Source organism: Burkholderia sp. Ac-20349 (assembly GCF_017104865.1).
Lineage (GTDB): Bacteria > Pseudomonadota > Gammaproteobacteria > Burkholderiales > Burkholderiaceae > Burkholderia > Burkholderia aenigmatica.
The window spans coordinates 1-14,701 of record NZ_JAAGPM010000168.1 but is presented as its reverse complement, the minus strand read 5'-3'; the positions used below and the strand labels follow the sequence as shown (position 1 = coordinate 14,701).

Below are 14,701 nucleotides of genomic sequence, written 5' to 3'. Positions count from 1 at the left end.
TGTCCTCGACCGCATGCTCGGCCGCGATGCGCGCGACGAGCGCGGGCGCACCGATGACGCCCGGATCGAACGCGAGCTCGGCCGTGCGCCCCTCGCGTCGCAGCAACTGCGTACCGGCGATGTCGAGAAGGTGTACGACGGCCTCGTCGCGAAAGGGCGGATGACGCCGGCCGCGCACGCGGCGCGGCTCGCGCGCTTCAAGGGCAGCACGTCGTACGACGCGCTCGCGCAGGCCGACGTCGTGATCGAGGCCGTGTTCGAGGACATGGCCGTGAAGCAGGCCGTGTTCGCCGAACTCGCGCGCGTGTGCAAGCCGGGCGCGGTGCTCGCGACCAACACGTCGTATCTCGACATCGACGAACTGGCCGCGAGCATCGACCGGCCGGCCGACGTGATCGGCCTGCATTTCTTCTCGCCGGCCAACGTGATGAAGCTGCTCGAGATCGTCGTGCCGGCGCGCGTGAGCGCGGACGTCGTCGCGACCGCGTTCGCGCTCGCGAAGCAGCTCAAGAAGACGCCGGTGCGCGCGGGCGTGTGCGACGGCTTCATCGGCAACCGGATCCTCGCGGTTTATCGCACGGCGGCCGACTACCTGATGGAAGACGGCGCGTCGCCGTACCAGATCGACCGCGCGGTGCGCGAATTCGGTTTCCCGATGGGGCCGTTCCAGGTCGTCGACCTCGCGGGCGGCGACATCGGCTGGGCGACCCGCAAGCGCCGCGCGGCGACGCGCGACCCGCGGGCACGCTACGTGGAGATTTCCGACCGGTTGTGCGAGCGCGGCTGGTTCGGCCAGAAGACGGCGCGCGGCTATTACCTGTATCCGGACGGCGCGCGGGTCGGCACGCCGGACCCGGACGTCGAAGCGATCGTCGCCGAAGAGCGCGCGAAGAAGGGCGTCACGCCGCGCACGTTCACCGACGACGAAATCATGCGCCGCTACCTCGCCGCGATGATCAACGAAGGTGCAAACGTCGTGCACGAGAAGATCGCGCTGCGCCCGCTCGATGTCGATGCGGTGTTCCTGTACGGCTACGGCTTCCCGCGCTATCGCGGCGGCCCGATGCACTACGCGGACACGGTCGGCCTCGCGAACGTGCTCGCCGATATCCGTGCGTTCGCGAAGGAAGATCCGCTGTTCTGGAAGCCGTCGCCGCTGCTCGTCGATCTCGTCGCGCGCGCGGCGGATTTCGCGAGCCTGAACCGCATCGACTGAACGCCCACCGCATTCGTAACGGACCGAAGATGGACCTCAATTTCACTCCCGAAGAGGAAGCCTTCCGCACCGAAGTGCAGCGCTTCCTGCAAGCCGAACTGCCCGCGCGCATCGCGCGCAAGGTGAAGGGTGGCCTGCATCTCACGCGCGACGACATGCGCGAATGGCACGCGATCCTCAACGCGCGCGGCTGGCTCGCGAGCCACTGGCCGCGCGAATACGGCGGCCCCGGCTGGAGCGTCGCGCAGAAGTTCCTGTTCGACAACGAGTGCGCACTCGCGGGGGCGCCGCGCATCGTGCCGTTCGGCGTGAACATGCTCGGCCCCGTGCTGATCAAGTACGGCAACGAAGCGCAGCAGCGCCGCTGGCTGCCGCGCATCCTCGACGGCACCGACTGGTGGTGCCAGGGCTACTCGGAGCCGGGCGCCGGTTCCGATCTCGCGGCGGTGAAGACGAGCGCGGTGCGCGGCATCGACGCGCAGGGCGAGCACTACGTCGTGAACGGCCAGAAGACGTGGACCACGCTCGGCCACTACGCGAACATGATCTTCTGCCTCGTGCGCACCGCGACCGACGTGCGCAAGCAGGAAGGCATCAGCTTCCTGCTGATCGACATGAACACGCCGGGCGTCGAGGTCCGTCCGATCATCACGCTCGACGGCGAGCACGAAGTGAACGAGGTGTTCTTCACCGACGTGCGGGTGCCGGCCGACAACCTCGTCGGAGAAGAGAACCGCGGCTGGACCTACGCGAAATACCTGCTCACGTACGAGCGCACCAACATCGCCGGAATCGGCTTCTCGACGGCCGCGCTTGACCGGCTGCGCGCGGTGGCCGCGAAGGTCACGAAGAACGGCCGGCCGCTCGCCGACGATCCGTTCTTTGCGGCGCGCGTCGCGCGGGTCGAAATCGAACTCGAGAACATGCGCACGACCAACCTGCGCGTGCTGGCCGCGGTCGCGGGCGGCGGCGCGCCGGGTGCGGAAAGCTCGATGCTGAAGATTCGCGGCACGCAGATCCGCCAGGAGATCACCGCGCTGATGCGGCGCGCGATGGGGCCGTATGCGCAGCCGTTCGTCGAGGAAGCACTCGATGCCGACTACGACGGCGAGCCGGTCGGCCCGGACGAAGCCGCGAGCGCCGCGCAGCAGTACTTCAACAACCGCAAGCTGTCGATCTTCGGCGGCTCGAACGAGATCCAGAAGAACATCATCGCGAAGATGATGCTCGGGCTGTAACGAGGGACGCGACGATGGATTTCCAGCACACAGAAGACCGCCGGATGCTGGCGGATACGTTGAACCGCTTCATCGCCGAACAGTACGCGTTCCCGGTGCGCGATCGCATTGCGCAGTCGGCCGAGGGGTTCGATCGCGCGATGTGGCAGCGCTTTGCCGAACTCGGTACGGTCGGCGCGCTGTTTTCCGAAGCCGACGGCGGCTTCGGCGGCGCGGGCTTCGACATCGCCGTGGTGTTCGAATGCCTCGGGCGCGGGCTCGTCGTCGAACCGTTCCTCGGCGCGCTGCTCGCGGGCCGCGCGTTGTCGCTCGCCGGCGGCGCGGCGCATCGCGACCGGCTCGCCACGCTGATCGACGGCAGTGCGAGCGCCGCGTTCGCGCATGACGAGCCGGGCTCGCACTACGAACTGACGACCGTGCGCACGCGCGCCGAGCGCTCGGGTGACGGCTGGCTGCTGACGGGCGCGAAGGGCGTCGTCGACCAGGCCGCGCAGGCGGCGTTCTTCGTCGTCAGCGCACGCGTGTCGGGTCACGACGACGATGCGGCCGGCATCGGCCTGTTCGTCGTGCCGGCCGACGCGCCGGGCGTATCGCTGCGCGACTACCAGAAGATCGACGGCGGCCGCGCGGCCGAAGTGCGCTTCGAACGCGTCGCGCTGCCGGCCGATGCGGCGCTCGGCACGCATGACGGCGAAGCGGGCGTCGAGCTGCTCGAACGCGTGCTCGGCTACGGGCTGCTCGCGCTGTCCGCGGAAGCGCTCGGCGCGATGGATGTCGCGAAGGAGTACACGCTCGACTACCTGCGCACGCGCAAGCAGTTCGGTTTGCCGATCGGCAGCTTCCAGGCATTGCAGCACCGGATGGCCGACCTGCTGCTCGAAGTCGAGCAGGCGCGCTCGGCCGTGATCAACGCGGCCGCGCAGCTCGATGCGCCGCGCGCGGTGCGCGAACGCGCGCTCGCGGCGGCGAAGGTCACGATCGGCCGGATCGGCACGCTCGTCGCCGAGGAGAGCATCCAGTTGCATGGCGGAATCGGGATGACGTGGGAACTGCCGCTGTCGCATTACGCGAAGCGCCTCGTGATGATCGATCACCAGCTCGGCGACGAGGATCACCATCTCGCGCGCTATATCGCGCTGTCGAAACAGTAAGAACGAACGACGCGAATGGAGGAGACAAGGATGACGAACGAATCGCGCGCATTGCCGCTGGCCGGCGTGAAGGTGCTCGATTTCTCGCGCGTGCTCGCGGGCCCGTGGTGCGCGATGGTGCTCGCCGATTTCGGCGCGGAAGTGATCAAGGTCGAGCATCCGGCGCGCGGCGACGATACGCGCGACTGGGGCCTGAGGATCGGCGACACCGAGACGACCTACTTCAACAGCGTGAACCGCAGCAAGCGCTCGATCTGTCTCGACCTGCAGACCGACGAAGGGCAGCGGCTCGCACGCGAGCTGGCCGCGCAGGCCGACGTCGTGCTGCACAACTTCAAGTTCGGCGGCGCGGAAAAGCTCGGGCTCGGCTACGACGCGCTGGCCGAGCTGAATCCGCGCCTCGTGCACTGCGCGATCTCCGGCTACGACCGATCGGGTGCCGAGGCCGCGCGGCCCGGCTACGACCTCGTCGTGCAGGGCGAGGCCGGGCTGATGGCGCTGAACGGCGAAGCCGGCCAGCCGCCGCTGAAGTTCGGCGTCGCGGCGGTCGACCTGTTCACCGGCATGTATTCGGCGCAGGCGATCCTCGCCGCGTTGTACGAGCGCCATGCGACGGGTCGCGGGCGGCGCATCGAGATGGCGCTGTTCGACTGCGGGCTGATGATCACCGCGTACTACGGGCTCGACGCGCTGCTGATGGGCGAGGATCCGCCGCGCTACGGCAACGCGCATCCGTCGATCGTGCCGTACGGCGTGTTCGACGCGGCCGACGGCCCGCTCGTGATCACGGTCGGCAACAACACGCAGTTCGCGCGCTTCTGCGACGCGATCGAGCGGCCCGATCTCGCGGCCGACGCGCGTTACAAGACCAACCTCGGCCGCTCGGAGAACCGTGCGGACCTGCTGCCGGAGATTCGTCGCGAACTCGCAAGCCGGTCGCGCGCGACCTTGCTCGCGGCGCTCGCCGATGCGGGCATTCCGTGCGGCGAAGTGCTCGGGCTGCACGAAGCGCTGAAGTCGGAACGCGCGACGCGCGCGGGACTCGTCACGCGGCAGCCGCACCCGGTCGCGGGCGGCGTCGACGTGCTTGCGCCGCCGTATCGGTTCGACGGCGCACGGCTGCCGGTGCGTGGTGCACCACCGGTGCTCGGCGCGGATACGGATGCGGTGCTCGGCGGCTGGCTCGGGATGTCGGCTGACGAGGTCGCGCGGCTGCGTGCGGATCGCGTCGTGTAAGTCGTTTCATGCCTTGCCGCTGCGGCGCGGGCGGAGCAGTCGACGCGCCGACCATCCACAAAACACCCCTCGCGACGACGAGGAGTTTTGCCCTGCGGGGACTGGAGTAAGCGCTGAAGCGCCAACTCCAGTCGACTGCGAAGCATGGGACCAGATGCGAAGCATGGGGCCGGAGTAAGTGCTGAAGCACTAACACCGGCCGACATAAGCGCTGAAGCGCTAACTCTGGTCGACAGGAGACACCATGGAGCTTTCCGTCATCGAATCGGTCACGGCGCGCCGTGACTACCAGCAGCTCGTGCGTGCGCGGCGCCGCTTCAGCTTCACGCTGACGGCGCTGATGATCGCCACGTACTACGGCTTCATCCTGCTCGTCGCGCTCGCGCCGCACGTGCTCGCCGCGCCGCTGTACCGCGGCGCGACCACGACGGTCGGGATCGCCACGGGCGTCGCGATCATCCTGGTCGCGATCAGCCTGACCGCGTGCTACGTGCTGCGCGCGAACCGTGCGTTCGACCGCCGCGTCGACGCGATCCTGCAGCGTTCGTGACGGAGGCCCACATGCGACGACCCTCGATCGCGCTCGGCGCGCTTGCCGTTCCCGCCGTTCTCGTTTCCTCCGCCGCCCATGCGGTATCCGTTGCGGGCCCGATGCCCGACAAGGTCGAACTGAACCCGGTCGCGATCGGGATGTTCTTCGCGTTCGTGTTCGCGACGCTCGCGCTCACGCGCTGGGCCGCGCGCCGCACACGCTCGACGCGCGACTTCTACACGGCCGGCGGCGGCATCACCGGGCTGCAGAACGGGCTCGCGATCGCGGGCGACTACATGTCGGCCGCATCGTTCCTCGGGCTGTCCGGGATGGTGTTCATGTTCGGCTTCGACGGGCTGATCTACTCGATCGGCTTCCTGGTCGGCTGGCCGTTCGTGATGTTCCTGATCGCCGAACCGCTGCGCAACCTCGGCAAGTTCACGTTCGTCGACGTCGTCGCGTACCGCTTCGCGCAGCGGCCGATCCGGCTGCTGACGTCCGCGAATTCGCTGACCATCGTCGTCTTGTACCTCGTCGTGCAGATGGTCGGCGCGGGCAAGCTGATCCAGCTGCTGTTCGGGCTGTCGTACGGCACGGCCGAGCTGATCGTCGGCGTGCTGATGGTCGTGTACGTGTTCTTCGGCGGGATGACGGCCACCACCTGGGTGCAGGTGATCAAGGCCGTGCTGCTGTTGTGCGGCGCGACGCTGCTCGTCGTGCTCGCGCTCAGCGAATTCGGCTTCAGCGTCGACGAGATGTTCCGCCGCGCGGTGGCCGTGCATCCGGGCGCGCTGTCGATCATGGGGCCCGGCAAGCTGATCCGCGATCCGGCCAACGCGCTGTCGCTCGGCATTGCGCTGATGTTCGGCACGGCCGGCTTCCCGCACATCCTGATGCGCTTCTTCACGGTGCCGAACGCGAAGGAGGCGCGCAAGTCGGTGCTCTACGCGACCGGCTTCATCGGCTACTTTTACTTGCTGACCTTCGTGATCGGCTTCTCGGCGATCGTGCTGCTCGCGCAGCATCCGGAGTTCTTCAAGCTCGGCGCGAACGGCTCGTTCAACCTCACGCACGACCTGCTCGGCGGCTCGAACATGGTTGCGGTGAAGCTCGCGCAGGCGGTCGGCGGGAACTGGTTCTACGGCTTCATCGCAGCCGTCACGTTCGCGACGATCCTCGCGGTGGTCGCGGGCCTGACGCTCGCCGGCGCGACGACGATCTCGCACGACCTGTATGCGCAGATGTGGGCGCGCGGCAAGCCGGACGAACGCGTCGAGATGCGCATCTCGCGCGCGGCGACGATAGTGCTGTCGGCGGTGGCGATCGGGCTGTCGATCCTGTTCGAGCACGTGAACGTCGCGTTCATGGTCGGGCTCGTCGCGGCGGTGGCTGCGAGCGCGAATTTCCCGGTGCTGGCGATGTCGATCTTCTGGCGCGGGATGACGACGCGCGGCGCGGTACTCGGCGGCGGCCTCGGCCTCGCGTCGGCGGTCGCGCTCACGGTGCTGTCGAAGTCGGTGTGGGTCGACGTGCTGCACCACGCGCATGCGCCGGTGTTCCTCGACAACCCGGCGCTCGTGTCGGTGCCGCTCGCGTTCATCGGGATCGTCGTCGGCTCGCTGCTGGATCGCGGCGAGCGCGCGCGGCGCGAGCGCGACGCGTTCGCGCAGCAGGAGTTCTACGCGCAGACGGGCGTGCTCGCCGGCCGCGCCGTACAGCATTGATTCATTAGACGAATGGGGATATCCGTCCGGATCGCCGGACGGATATTTTCCGGAAATCCGGAATCCCGGATTTCCTTGCCTGCCGCATTATGAGAAATACAATGAAAACAACGGCTTGACGGGTTCCGGGAACCTGGCATCGACCTTGCAATATAAAGCGCACGGCCATCCCCCCGGCCGAACTACTACAGCAAGCAAGGAGACAATCGATGACCACTGCCTTCCTTCCCCTCCGGACGTCCTGAGGCATCGCTTGTTGCGGCACGGCAGCCGCGCGGGCGAACGATTCTTCCCCCTGACATTCGTCCGCGCGCGTGACGCCGTTTCCATCGGCTCATCTACTTCAGCAGGAACCATCGTGAAGAAGAAACCCTTCTACAAAGTGCTCTATGTGCAGGTGATCTTCGCCATCATCGTCGGCGTGATCCTCGGCCACTACTACCCGGCGCTCGCCACCGACATGAAGCCGCTCGGCGACGGGTTCATCAAGCTGATCAAGATGGTGATCGGCCCGATCATCTTCTGTACGGTCGTCACCGGCATCGCCGGCATGGAGGACATGAAGAAGGTGGGCCGCGTCGGCGGCAAGGCGCTGCTGTACTTCGAGATCGTGTCGACCTTCGCGCTGCTGCTCGGCCTCGCGGCGACGCACATCCTGCGTCCGGGCGTCGGCTTCAACATCGATCCGGCGACGCTCGACGGCAAGGCCGTCGCGTCGTATGCGGCGAAGGCACACGGGCAGTCGACGGTCGACTTCCTGATGCACATCATCCCGAACACGATGGTCGATGCGTTCGCGCAGGGCGAGATCCTGCAGATCCTGCTGATCGCGCTGCTGTTCGGCAGCGTGCTTGCGCACCTCGGCGAGCGCGGCAAGGTGGTGACGGACTTCATCGACGGGCTCACGCGCGTGCTGTTCGGCATCGTGCACATCGTCACGAAGCTGGCACCGATCGGCGCGTTCGGCGCGATGGCATTCACGATCGGCAAGTACGGCGTCGGCTCGCTGGTGCCGCTGCTCAAGCTGATCGGCACGTTCTACCTGACGTCGGTCGTGTTCGTGCTCGTCGTGCTCGGCACGATCGCGCGCGTCACGGGCTTCTCGATCCTGCGCTTCGTGTCGTACATCAAGGAAGAGCTGCTGATCGTGCTGGGCACGAGCTCGTCGGAAGCCGCGCTGCCGCAGCTGATGGAAAAGCTCGAGAAGGCCGGCTGCTCGCGTTCGGTCGTCGGCCTCGTCGTGCCGACCGGCTATTCGTTCAACCTCGACGGCACCAACATCTACATGACGATGGCGGTGCTGTTCATCGCGCAGGCGACCAACATCGAACTGACGTGGATGCAGCAGCTCACGCTGCTGGCCGTCGCGATGCTGACGTCGAAGGGCGCGAGCGGCGTCACGGGCGCGGGCTTCATCACGCTCGCCGCGACGCTCGCCGTCGTGCCGACGATCCCGCTGTCGGGCATGGTGCTGATCCTCGGTATCGACCGCTTCATGAGCGAATGCCGCGCGCTGACCAACATCGTCGGCAACGGCGTCGCGACGGTCGTCGTGTCGGCCTGGGAGAAGGAGCTCGACCGCAACAAGCTGCGCCAGGCGTTGACTGGCAGCGGCGAGGTCACGACGACCGAGACGGCTGGCGTCTGACACCATGAACGAGCAGGCGGCGGCACCGCCCGCCGGCGGCGCGGCCCGCGGCGGCCAGGGCGGCGAGGCGGAGGCCTATGACACAATAGGCGATCCGCATCGCCAGGAAGCCTCGACCGTGACGCGCCGCCTGCTCATTCTCGTCGTGCTTGCCGCCGCGCTCGCCGCGGCGTGCACGCTGACGTGGACGATCACCTGGCGGCGCGGCGTCGCGGAGCTGCAGCGCAACGCCGCGGTGCGCGTCGACCGCACCACCAACGCGCTCAAGAGCACGCTCGACCGCTACGAATCGCTGCCCTATCTGCTCGGCAGCCATCCGTACGTGCAGGACTTGCTCGCCGAGCCGAAGCGCGCCGACTACACCGCGCGCGTCAACCGCTATCTCGAAGACCTCAACGAACACGCGCACGCGACCGTCACCTACGTGATCGGCGCGGACGGCCTGTGCGTCGCCGCGAGCAACTGGCGCGCGCCCGAAAGCTTCGTCGGGATCGAATACCGCTTCCGCCCGTATTTCCTCGACGCGATGAATGGCCAGGTCGGCCGCTTCTTCGGGATCGGCACGATCTCGCGCGATCCCGGCTACTACATCTCGCAGCCCGTTTGGCGCGACGGCAGGATCGCGGGCGTCGTCGTCGTGAAGCTCAACCTCGAATGGTTCCAGGGCGCCGATGCGTCCGAGCCGCTCGTCGTCGCGGACGATCACGGCGTCGTGTTCCTGTCGTCGGTGCCCGCGTGGAAGTACCACACGCTGCGGCCGCTGACGGGGTCCGTCGCCGCGTCGATCTACGAGACGCGCCAGTATGCGCAGCAGCCCGTCACGCCGCTGCCGCTGCGCATCGAACAGGTGCTCGGCCCCGATGCGGAGATCGTGCGCCTCGGCCCCGGCCTGCGTGCGCCGCGCTTCCTCGCGAGCAAGCGGCGGATCGGCGAGCCCGACTGGCTGCTCGTCACGCTCGCGCCGGTCGCACCCGTCGACGCCGATGCGCGCAACGCGACGATCGTCACGGGCTTCGGCTTCGTGTCGGTCGCGCTGCTCGCGTTCTACTGGCGGATGCGCCGCGCGCGCGTGCGCGAAATGATCCGCGGCCGCGCGCTGCTGCAGCAGGCGTACGCGGAGCTGAACCGGCGCGTCGAGGAGCGCACGGCCGACCTGTCGGAAGCGAACGAGCAATTGCAGAAGGAGGTCGGCGACCGGATCCGCGCGGAGCAGGAGCTGCGCGCCGCGCACGACGAACTGATCCAGGCGAGCAAGCTCGCCGCGCTCGGCCAGATGGCGGCCGGCATCACGCACGAACTGAACCAGCCGCTCGCGGCGCTGCGCAGCTTCTCGGACAACACGCGCGTGCTGCTCGATCGCGGCGAGCAGGGCGCCGCGCGCGAGAACCTCGAGGCGATCGCCGCGCTCACCGAGCGGATGGGCAAGATCACGAACCAGCTGAAGCTGTTCGTCGGCCGCGCGAAGCCGCGCAACGAGCAGGCGCTCGTCGTGCGTGCGCTGCGCAGCGTGCTGTCGCTGCTCGACGAGCGGCTGCGCGGCGTCGCGCTCACGCTGACGCTGCAGGACGCGACCGTGTCGCCCGCGCAGGATGCGCCGCTCGACCTGGCGCGCGACTATCCCGAACTCGTCGCGCGTTGCGAGGATCTGCGTCTCGAACAGGTGCTGATCAACCTGCTCGGCAACGCGCTCGACGCGGTGGCCGGCGTCGCGGCGCCGGCGATCGAAGTGACGATCGCGGTGTCGGCGGCCACGCTGGCGGTCGAGGTGCGCGACAACGGCTGCGGCATTGCGCCCGACCTGCTGCCGCGCCTGTTCGAGCCGTTCTTCACGACCAAGGAAATGGGGCGCGGGCTCGGGCTCGGCCTGGCGATCTCGTCGTCGATCGCGAGCGACGCGGGCGGTGCGCTGACCGCGCGCAACGCGCCGTCGGGCGGCGCGCTGTTCGTCTTGACGCTGCGGCGCACGCGCACGCATCATCCGGACTCCGTGTCCGAGCCGGCGGGCACGCCGCGCTAGGCGCGCCCCGCCGCCCGCCCGATCGTCGCACGATCGGTATCAACGACGCCGCGCGCGCTGCCGCCGCGCGGCCCGTCAGGAGCAAGTGAGTACGATGGCCAACCGGCTGCAAGTGATCTATATCGAAGACGATGCGCTCGTTCGCCGGGCAAGCGTGCAGAGCCTTCAGCTGGCGGGGTTCGACGTCGCCGGCTTCGAGTCGGCCGAAGCGGCCGAAAAGGCGATCGTCGCGGATACCGCCGGCGCGATCGTCAGCGACATCCGGCTGCCCGGCGCGAGCGGGCTCGACGTGCTCGCGCAGTGCCGCGAGCGCGTGCCCGACGTGCCCGTGATCCTCGTCACGGGGCACGGCGACATCTCGATGGCCGTGCAGGCGATGCGCGACGGCGCGTACGACTTCATCGAAAAACCGTTCGCGGCCGAGCGCCTGATCGAGACGGTGCGCCGCGCGCTCGAGCGGCGCGAGCTCGTGCTCGAGAACCACGCGCTGCGGCGCGAGCTGGCCGGGCAGAACGTCGTCGCGCCGCGCATCATCGGCCGCAGCCCCGCGATCGAGCAGGTGCGCAAGCTGATCGCGAACGTCGCGCCGACCGATGCGTCGGTGCTGATCAACGGCGACACGGGCGCCGGCAAGGAGCTGATCGCGCGCAGCCTGCACGAGCTGTCGCCGCGCCGCGACAAGCCGTTCATCGCGGTCAATTGCGGCGCGCTGCCCGAGCCGATGTTCGAGTCGGAGATGTTCGGCTACGAGCCCGGTGCGTTCACCGGTGCCGCGAAGCGCCGGGTCGGCAAGCTCGAATACGCGTCGGGCGGCACGCTGTTTCTCGACGAAATCGAAAGCATGCCGCTCGCGTTGCAGGTGAAGCTGCTGCGCGTGCTGCAGGACGGCGTGCTGGAGCGGCTCGGCTCGAACCAGCCGATCCGCGTGAACTGCCGCGTGGTGGCGGCCGCGAAGGGCGACATGAGCGAGCTCGTCGCGGCCGGCACGTTCCGGCGCGACCTGCTGTACCGCCTCAACGTCGTGACGATCGCGCTGCCGCCGCTTGCCGAGCGCCGCGAGGACATCGTGCCGCTGTTCGAGCACTTCATGCTCGATGCGGCCGTGCGTTACGCGCGGCCCGCGCCGGTGCTGACCGACCGGCAGCGCGCGAGCCTGATGCAGCGCGACTGGCCCGGCAACGTGCGCGAGTTGCGCAACGCGGCCGACCGCTTCGTGCTCGGCGTGGCCGACATGCCGCAGGAGACGGGCGCGGGCGGCGACGAAGCCGACAACGAGCAGACGCTGAAGGAGCGCATCGAGCAATTCGAGCGCGCGGTGATCGCCGAGGCGTTGAACCAGACGGGCGGCGCGGTTGCCGCGACGGCCGACCGGCTGCATGTCGGCAAGGCGACGCTGTACGAGAAGATGAAGCGCTACGGGTTGTCGGCGAAAGGCGAAACCGAGCGCTGAAAAGCAGACGGACCGCGGAACCGGGTTGCCCGGTCGTGCGGTCCGTCGTGCGGGGAAGGGCGCGGTGCGCGGCCCTTCGAGCCGGACCGGGCGGTGCTCAGGCCGCGTTGCTGCCGAGCGCCTTCTTGAGCAGTGCGTCGAGTTCCGCGAACTGCGGTGCGCCGACGTAGCGCTTCAGGATCTTGCCGTCCTTGTCGACGACGAAGGTCGTCGGCGTGAGCTGCACATTGCCGAACTGCTTCGCGACGCTGCCGTCGTCGAGCGCGACCTTGAACGGCAACTGGCGTGTTTGTGCGTAGTTCGCGACGTACATCGGCGGATCGTAGTTCATCGCGACCGCGACGAATTCCAGACCCTGGCCCTTGAAGCGATTGTAGGTATCGACCATCTGCGGCATTTCCTGCATGCAGGTCGCGCAGCTCGTCGCCCAGAAGTTCACGAGATAGACCTTGCCTTTCAGATCGCCTGCAGTCGAGACCTTCTGGCCCGACAGCAGCGTGAACGTGGCGTCCGGCACGCTGGACTTGCCGTTGAATGCGAAGAAGCCGGCGACGGCGATCGCCGCGACGACGGCGGCGGCGACGATGTAGCGGACGGGGCCGGCGCTGCGCCGGGCGGGAGGCGTGGTGTTCATCTGGTGCTCTCGGAGTCGGTCGATGACGCGGATCAATGCAAAGGACATCGAAATTCGGCGCTCATTTTAGCGCGAATGCGGCGCGCGCACCGGCGGCGGCCACACATCCCGGAATTCACGTTCGGCGGATAATGCCCGTTTTGCCTGCCCGACCCACGCCATGCCGAAGGAAGTCACCGTTTCGTTGCGTCCCCTTTTTCGTCTGCTGCGACACTTCGCCGCGCTCGCGTGCGTGAGCGTCGCGCTGGCCGCGTGCTCGCCGTCGTACGACTGGCGCACGCTGCACAACGATGCCGGCTACACGATCGACCTGCCGGCGAAGCCGACCGTCGAGAATCAGCCGGTGGCGATCGGCGGCGCATCGATGCCGATGCGGATGCAGGCCGCGCACGTTGACGGCGCGGTGTTCGCGGTCGGTACGCTGACGCTGCCGGACGACCGAGACGACACGCGCCGTGCGGCGCTCGAGTTCCTGCGCGCCGGGCTGTCCCGCAACCTCGAAGGCGCGCCGCAGACGGCTGCGGTGCCGGTGCCGCTCGCGGCCGGCGGCGCGGTGAACGGGCTCGAACTGCGTATCGCCGGCGCGGCCGCCGGCGGCGATCGCGCGCACAAGACGATCGTCGCGCGGCTCGTCGCGCGCGGCCGGCACGCGTACCAGGCGGTCGTGATTGCCGACGGGCCGCTCACGCAGGAGCAGCTCGACCAGTTTTTCGGGTCGTTCAAACTCGACTGACGGCGGCCGGCGAGGGCGCTCAGACACTCTGTGACAACTGAAAGTTCATTCGCAGCTTTCGGCGCTAGTCGTCGGATTTTGCGGGTTTTTTTTGGCTATCCACAGCGCATGTGGATAACTTTGTTGAAAAGTTGCCCGAATTTCCCGCTGAGCCACGCCAGACGGCCTTTCGGCCCGTTTGGCGGATCGCTCGCGTTTTGAGAAAAATCAATCAAAACAATGGGATACGGATTCCGTGCCGCAAAGGTCTCGCCGAGCCGGGATCCGGGGCCGGATTCGCGAAATTGTGCATAAGTCAAGTCTTGACAGCCGGATTTTGTCCTCCGAGGGCGTTCAGAGCGCCGTCAGCGCGCGTCGGTAGCGGATCGCTTCGGCGATCTGCGAGGCCGTTGGCAGCGGGTCGCCGGCCAGGTCGGCGATCGTCCGCGCGACTTTCAGCACGCGGTAATACGCGCGCGCCGACCAGCCGAAGCGCTCGCCGGCCTCGCGCAGCAGCCGCTCGCCTTCGTTGGTCGGGCGGCACAGGTCGTCTGTCTCGCGACCGCTCAGCATGTGATTCGTCTTACCCTGCCGATGGAGTTGCAGCGCACGCGCCTGCGCGACCCGCGCCGCCACCGCGGCGCTCGGCTCGCCGGGCGCCGTTACGCGCGTCGCCAGTTCGGCCGGCGACAGCGCGGGCAGGTCGATCTGGATGTCGATGCGGTCGACGAGCGGCCCCGACAGCTTGCGCAGGTAGCGCGCGGCGACGTCCGGCGAGCAGCGGCAGCGCCCGGACGGGTCGCCGTGCCAGCCGCACGGGCACGGGTTCATCGCGGCGATCAGCTGGCACGCGGCCGGGAAGTCGGCTTGCTGCGCCGCGCGCGAGATCGTGATGCGGCCGGCCTCCAGCGGCTCGCGCAGCATTTCGAGCACGTGCCGGTCGAATTCCGGGAGTTCGTCGAGGAACAGCACGCCGAGGTGCGCGAGCGTGATCTCGCCTGGTTGCGGCGGGTTGCGGCCGGTCGGCGGACGGTTGTTCACGACGGACAGCGGGGCCACGGCTGCAATGGTGCTCTATGAGGACGCAGCCGGGCGAACGCTGAGCTTTTATCTGCGGCCGGCGGAATCGGTACATCGGCTGCT

At 68.2% G+C, this 14,701-nt stretch carries 10 protein-coding genes and 3 pseudogenes; 11 read left to right on the top strand and 2 right to left on the bottom strand.

All coding sequences use genetic code 11. The annotated features are described in order from the left end of the window. The 9 genes and pseudogenes from G3N61_RS33845 to G3N61_RS33805 all read left to right on the top strand — a co-directional run. Nucleotides 1-1,216, top strand: a pseudogene (locus G3N61_RS33845) (3-hydroxyacyl-CoA dehydrogenase NAD-binding domain-containing protein); the annotation flags it as partial. A gap of 29 nt (nucleotides 1,217-1,245) precedes the next feature. Next, nucleotides 1,246-2,454, top strand: a complete 1,209-nt coding sequence (locus G3N61_RS33840) for an acyl-CoA dehydrogenase family protein (protein WP_205824547.1) — start codon at nucleotides 1,246-1,248, stop codon at nucleotides 2,452-2,454. 14 nt (nucleotides 2,455-2,468) lie between these two features. After that, nucleotides 2,469-3,605, top strand: coding sequence for an acyl-CoA dehydrogenase family protein (locus G3N61_RS33835; RefSeq protein WP_205824546.1), 1,137 nt, complete (start codon nucleotides 2,469-2,471; stop codon nucleotides 3,603-3,605). Between the two features lie 30 nt (nucleotides 3,606-3,635). Further along, the gene (locus tag G3N61_RS33830; protein WP_089451330.1) at nucleotides 3,636-4,841 is read left to right on the top strand and encodes a CaiB/BaiF CoA-transferase family protein; all 1,206 of its coding nucleotides are present in this window, start codon (nucleotides 3,636-3,638) and stop codon (nucleotides 4,839-4,841) included. 244 nt (nucleotides 4,842-5,085) lie between these two features. Next, nucleotides 5,086-5,391, top strand: coding sequence for a DUF485 domain-containing protein (locus G3N61_RS33825; protein WP_011353318.1), 306 nt, complete (start codon nucleotides 5,086-5,088; stop codon nucleotides 5,389-5,391). A gap of 11 nt (nucleotides 5,392-5,402) precedes the next feature. Further along, nucleotides 5,403-7,097: a cation acetate symporter gene (locus G3N61_RS33820; protein WP_205824545.1), complete on the top strand. Its 1,695-nt coding sequence runs from the start codon at nucleotides 5,403-5,405 to the stop codon at nucleotides 7,095-7,097. Nucleotides 7,098-7,455: 358 nt separating this feature from the next. Further along, the gene (locus tag G3N61_RS33815) at nucleotides 7,456-8,745 is read left to right on the top strand and encodes a dicarboxylate/amino acid:cation symporter (protein ID WP_043187175.1); all 1,290 of its coding nucleotides are present in this window, start codon (nucleotides 7,456-7,458) and stop codon (nucleotides 8,743-8,745) included. A gap of 4 nt (nucleotides 8,746-8,749) precedes the next feature. Further along, entirely contained in the window at nucleotides 8,750-10,762 is a 2,013-nt protein-coding gene (locus G3N61_RS33810; RefSeq protein ID WP_205824544.1) for an ATP-binding protein, read from the top strand. Nucleotides 10,763-10,856: 94 nt separating this feature from the next. After that, complete coding sequence (locus G3N61_RS33805) at nucleotides 10,857-12,212, top strand: sigma-54 dependent transcriptional regulator (protein WP_043187179.1); 1,356 nt, start codon at nucleotides 10,857-10,859, stop codon at nucleotides 12,210-12,212. Between the two features lie 97 nt (nucleotides 12,213-12,309). Here the strand turns inward: G3N61_RS33805 and G3N61_RS33800 are convergent, their stop codons facing one another. Beyond that, nucleotides 12,310-12,846, bottom strand: coding sequence for a TlpA disulfide reductase family protein (locus G3N61_RS33800; protein ID WP_043187181.1), 537 nt, complete (start codon nucleotides 12,844-12,846; stop codon nucleotides 12,310-12,312). Between the two features lie 160 nt (nucleotides 12,847-13,006). Here G3N61_RS33800 and G3N61_RS33795 point away from each other — a divergent pair, with 160 nt between their 5' ends. Next, nucleotides 13,007-13,579, top strand: coding sequence for a hypothetical protein (locus G3N61_RS33795; protein ID WP_089451327.1), 573 nt, complete (start codon nucleotides 13,007-13,009; stop codon nucleotides 13,577-13,579). 333 nt (nucleotides 13,580-13,912) lie between these two features. Here the strand turns inward: G3N61_RS33795 and G3N61_RS33790 are convergent. After that, nucleotides 13,913-14,578, bottom strand: a pseudogene (locus G3N61_RS33790) (ATP-binding protein); the annotation flags it as partial. Between G3N61_RS33790 and G3N61_RS33785 the strand changes: the two are divergent. Next, a pseudogene (locus G3N61_RS33785) lies at nucleotides 14,568-14,701 on the top strand (anti-sigma factor); the annotation flags it as partial. The pseudogenes G3N61_RS33790 and G3N61_RS33785 overlap by 11 nt on opposite strands.

Coding starts and splice junctions, on each gene's coding strand:
- G3N61_RS33840 (WP_205824547.1), top strand. CDS start 1,246: ATGGACCTCAATTTCACTCCCGAAGAGGAAGCCTTCCGCACCGAAGTG.
- G3N61_RS33835 (WP_205824546.1), top strand. CDS start 2,469: ATGGATTTCCAGCACACAGAAGACCGCCGGATGCTGGCGGATACGTTG.
- G3N61_RS33830 (WP_089451330.1), top strand. CDS start 3,636: ATGACGAACGAATCGCGCGCATTGCCGCTGGCCGGCGTGAAGGTGCTC.
- G3N61_RS33825 (WP_011353318.1), top strand. CDS start 5,086: ATGGAGCTTTCCGTCATCGAATCGGTCACGGCGCGCCGTGACTACCAG.
- G3N61_RS33820 (WP_205824545.1), top strand. CDS start 5,403: ATGCGACGACCCTCGATCGCGCTCGGCGCGCTTGCCGTTCCCGCCGTT.
- G3N61_RS33810 (WP_205824544.1), top strand. CDS start 8,750: ATGAACGAGCAGGCGGCGGCACCGCCCGCCGGCGGCGCGGCCCGCGGC.
- G3N61_RS33805 (WP_043187179.1), top strand. CDS start 10,857: ATGGCCAACCGGCTGCAAGTGATCTATATCGAAGACGATGCGCTCGTT.
- G3N61_RS33800 (WP_043187181.1), bottom strand. CDS start 12,846: ATGAACACCACGCCTCCCGCCCGGCGCAGCGCCGGCCCCGTCCGCTAC.
- G3N61_RS33795 (WP_089451327.1), top strand. CDS start 13,007: ATGCCGAAGGAAGTCACCGTTTCGTTGCGTCCCCTTTTTCGTCTGCTG.